Genomic DNA, 3,860 nt, shown 5'->3' with positions numbered 1-3,860 from the left:
CGGGACAGGGCGTCGCGCCACAGTTCGATCAGACGTTTACGCACCAGGGGATACTTCAGACGGTTGGCGCTGTAAAGATACCAGGAGTAGCTGGCACCGCGCGGGCAGCCACGGGGTTCATGATTTGGCAGGTCAGGGCGGGTTCGCGGGTAGTCGGTTTGCTGCGTTTCCCAGGTCACTAGTCCGTTTTTGACGTAGATTTTCCAACTGCATGAGCCGGTACAGTTAACGCCGTGGGTAGAACGCACAATTTTGTCGAACTGCCAGCGCTGACGATAGCTGTCTTCCCAGTCCCGGTTGGTGTGCATCACTTGCCCGTGCCCATCGGCAAACGTATCGCCCTTTTGTTTAAAGTAGCGAAAGCGATCGAACAGTTTACTCATGACATAACTCCTGCTTTGAGAATATTGCCGACGGTGAATCGAACGGTAGGCCGGATGGCGGTTAACGCCTTATCCGGCCTAGCGAACTGTCCGATCCTGCGGTATCCATTTTGTTATTTTTTTTGTGATTTACGGCCATAGACCAGCCAGGTCACCAGCACGCAGACGATGTAAAACACGAGGAATATTTTCATTGCACCCACCGGAGAGCCGGTCAGCGCCAGCGATGAACCAAACGCTTTGGGGATGAAAAAGCCCCCCACAGCGCCAATAGCAGAGATGAATCCCAGGGCGGCAGCGGTATCGGTTACCGCCTCACGTTGGGCCTGTTCTTCAGTACCACCGTGCAGCTTGACCCGGTATATGGTGATTTTGCGAAAGATCACCGCGATCATCTGGAAGGTTGAGCCGCTTCCCAGACCCGCAGTCAGGAACAAGCCCATAAACACCAGGTAGAAGGCGACAAAGTTTCCCTCGCCTGACCCTGGCAGGGTGAGAAACAGCAGGGCGCTAAATAGCGCCATAAAGATGAAGTTAATTAACGTGACGCGCACACCGCCGAATTTGTCAGAGATCACCCCACCTGCCGATCGCGCAAGAGCGCCGATGAAGGGGCCGAAGAACGCCAGTTGCAGGATATTCACGTCCGGGAACTGAGTTTTCGCCAGCATGGCAAAGCCTGCCGAAAAGCCGATAAATGAACCGAAGGTGGCGAGATACAGCAGGCTTAATAACCACAGATGAAAACGCTTGAGGACCGGCAACTGGGAAGCAATTGAGGCCTTCGAACTGGCAATATCGTTCATTCCCATGCCTGCTGCTAAGGTGGCTATCAGCAGTAACGGAACCCAAATCCATGCGGCATTGGCCAGCGACAATAACGAGCCGTCGGCTTGCGGTACGCCCTGTACGCCCAAAAAGGTAAAGATAGGCAGAAAGATCACCAGCGGCGCGATCAACTGCATCACGCTGACGCCAAGGTTGCCGAGACCACCGTTAACGCCTAATGCGCTGCCTTGTTTCGCTTTGGGGAAGAAAAAGCTGATATTACCCATGCTGGAGGCAAAGTTTGCGCCAGCAAAACCACACATCAGCGCAATGATAATAAATACGCCAAACGGAGTAGCGTTATTTTGCACGGCAAAACCGAGCCAGACGCAGGGAATAACCAGAATAATCGTACTAAAAATGGTCCACCGGCGCCCACCAAATATAGGTACCATAAAGGAGTAGGGGACGCGCAATATTGCGCCAGAAAGAGAAGGCAATGCCGTTAATAAAAACAGTTGGTCAGTAGTGAAATTAAAACCAATTTTATTCAGATTGACGGCCACGGCGCTGAACAACATCCAGACGCAGAACGCCAGCAACAGACAACTTACTGATATCCAGAGGTTTCGGCGTGCAATATGCTTACCTTTGTTTTCCCAAAAGGCGGGGTTCTCCGGTTTCCAGTCAGTTAAAAGATAACGATTATTTTTCTCATTTGATGCTGACATATTATTCTCCATGCCCATGCCGTTCATGAAAAAGAAATAAACGCACACAGCGCCGCGCGAGTTCTTTTTAGAAACTATTGAAAAGTTTTGGGAATATTGACTGAAAGAATAGATAAAAAAGCGCAATAACGCGGCGTGATGAGGGAATTACATGTTGCTTAAGTGTTACCAATTGTAAAGATAAAAGGTGTATTATTAATTCATCTATAACATCAATTAACTAACTCTAACGTAATCATACGATCCAAATGGCGTTCGAATGCAGGGTCGGCCATTTCCTCAATGCCTAAGACATAGATGCCATCCAGGCCGCAAACCAATGCGATTAAGCGCCAGGCCACCTCGGCCGCATCCGGTATTGCTGAAAATTCACCTGCACTCTGTCCTTGAGTGATGATAGCGGCGGTTTCTTCATGCCACATCCGCATGGTTAGCAGGTAGGCGCTTTTGATTTCCGGATCTTTATCCGCCAGGACCTGCGCTTCACGCCACAGTTTAATGTAGGGTTCGAACCCGCCATCTTCACTGCCCAACATGGCATGCAGTCGTTCGCGGAAGCTGGCGTTATCACTGACCTGTTCGGCATCCAGAAGGGTCCGTATCAGTTGCACAAACGCGAGGGATTTTAACTCACCCGCAGAGGTAAAGTGATGGTGTACCTGCCCGGTGGATACCTGAGCTTCCGTGGCAATACGCCGCACCGTCATAGCAGTAAATCCTTCCTCAAGCGCGACACGCATGGCCGCTTGCAGAATAACTTCCCGACGTTCGTCCCGATTCAGATAGCTCATCTTTCCTCCTGTACCCGTATAGCATGCAGTCTAACAAAAAGTTGGACATACGTTCAAATTTCCGTAGGATCGCTAAAGCTGGACGCGTGTCCAGTTTCAGTTTCGTTAGGGAGTTTTATGTTTCGTCAGTGGTTAACGTTAGTCATTATTGTACTGGTCTACATCCCTGTTGCGATTGATGCAACGGTGCTGCACGTTGCCGCGCCCACGCTGAGTATGACGCTGGGTGCCAGTGGTAACGAGCTGCTGTGGATCATCGATATTTATTCTCTGGTAATGGCCGGAATGGTATTGCCAATGGGCGCGCTGGGCGATCGTATTGGCTTTAAACGTCTGCTGCTGTTAGGGGGCGGAGTATTTGGTCTCGCATCGCTGGCCGCTGCCTTTGCCCACAGCGCGGGTTGGCTGATTGCCACTCGGGCCGTATTGGCGATTGGGGCGGCGATGATTGTTCCGGCAACGCTTGCGGGTATTCGCGCCACATTCGCTGAGCAACGGCATCGCAATATGGCGCTCGGTGTCTGGGCTGCCGTGGGTTCCGGCGGTGCGGCATTTGGCCCACTGGTTGGTGGAATGCTGCTGGAGCACTTCTACTGGGGATCCGTATTCTTAATTAATGTACCGATTGTCCTGGTGGTAATGGCCTTAACCGCACGTTTAGTGCCGCGCCAGGCCGGACGTCGCGATCAGTCGTTAAATTTCGGTCATGCGGTAATGTTGATTGTCGCCATTCTGCTGCTGGTTTACAGCGCTAAAACCGCGCTGAAAGGGCATACGGCGACCGCTGCCATTGCGTTGACGCTGTTAACCGGCGCGTTACTGTTGTGGCAGTTTGTCCGCATCCAGCTTGCCGCTTCCCGCCCGATGATAGATATGCGTCTGTTCACGCATCGCATCATCTTAAGCGGCGTTGTGATGGCGATGACCGCCATGATAACTCTGGTGGGTTTCGAGTTACTGATGGCTCAGGAGCTACAGTTTGTTCATGGTTTAACACCGTATCAGGCGGGACTGTTTATGCTGCCGGTGATGCTGGCAAGCGGCTTCAGCGGCCCCATTGCCGGTATGCTGGTGTCACGCCTGGGATTACGTTGTGTGGCAACGGCGGGTATGGCGCTTAGCGCCGTCAGTTTTTACGGCCTGGCGATGACAGATTTCAGTACTCAGCAGATTCAAGCCTGGATATT

Annotated in this window: 3 protein-coding genes and 1 pseudogene; 1 reads left to right on the top strand and 3 read right to left on the bottom strand. The window is 51.9% G+C overall.

Translation table 11 applies throughout. From position 1 onward, the window contains the following. The 3 genes from FDW87_RS22350 to FDW87_RS11360 form a co-directional block, all read right to left on the bottom strand. Positions 1–383, bottom strand: a 383-nt coding sequence (locus tag FDW87_RS22350; RefSeq protein ID WP_252363122.1) for a nitrate reductase, incomplete at its 3' end; no start/stop codon positions are given. A 113-nt stretch (positions 384–496) separates the two neighbouring features. Continuing rightward, positions 497–1,882 carry a NarK family nitrate/nitrite MFS transporter gene (locus FDW87_RS11365; protein ID WP_047358146.1) on the bottom strand — a complete coding sequence of 462 codons (1,386 nt, stop codon included), beginning with the start codon at positions 1,880–1,882 and terminating at the stop codon, positions 497–499. Between the two features lie 212 nt (positions 1,883–2,094). Further along, positions 2,095–2,673, bottom strand: a complete 579-nt coding sequence (locus FDW87_RS11360; protein WP_016153113.1) for a TetR family transcriptional regulator — start codon at positions 2,671–2,673, stop codon at positions 2,095–2,097. Between the two features lie 117 nt (positions 2,674–2,790). On the opposite strand from FDW87_RS11360, the pseudogene FDW87_RS11355 reads away from it, so the two are divergent. After that, a pseudogene (locus FDW87_RS11355) lies at positions 2,791–3,860 on the top strand (MFS transporter); the annotation flags it as partial.

This window comes from Citrobacter sp. wls826 (assembly GCF_005281245.1).
In the GTDB taxonomy this organism is placed as follows: domain Bacteria; phylum Pseudomonadota; class Gammaproteobacteria; order Enterobacterales; family Enterobacteriaceae; genus Citrobacter; species Citrobacter braakii.
This window is presented reverse-complemented; position numbering and strand designations above follow the sequence as displayed.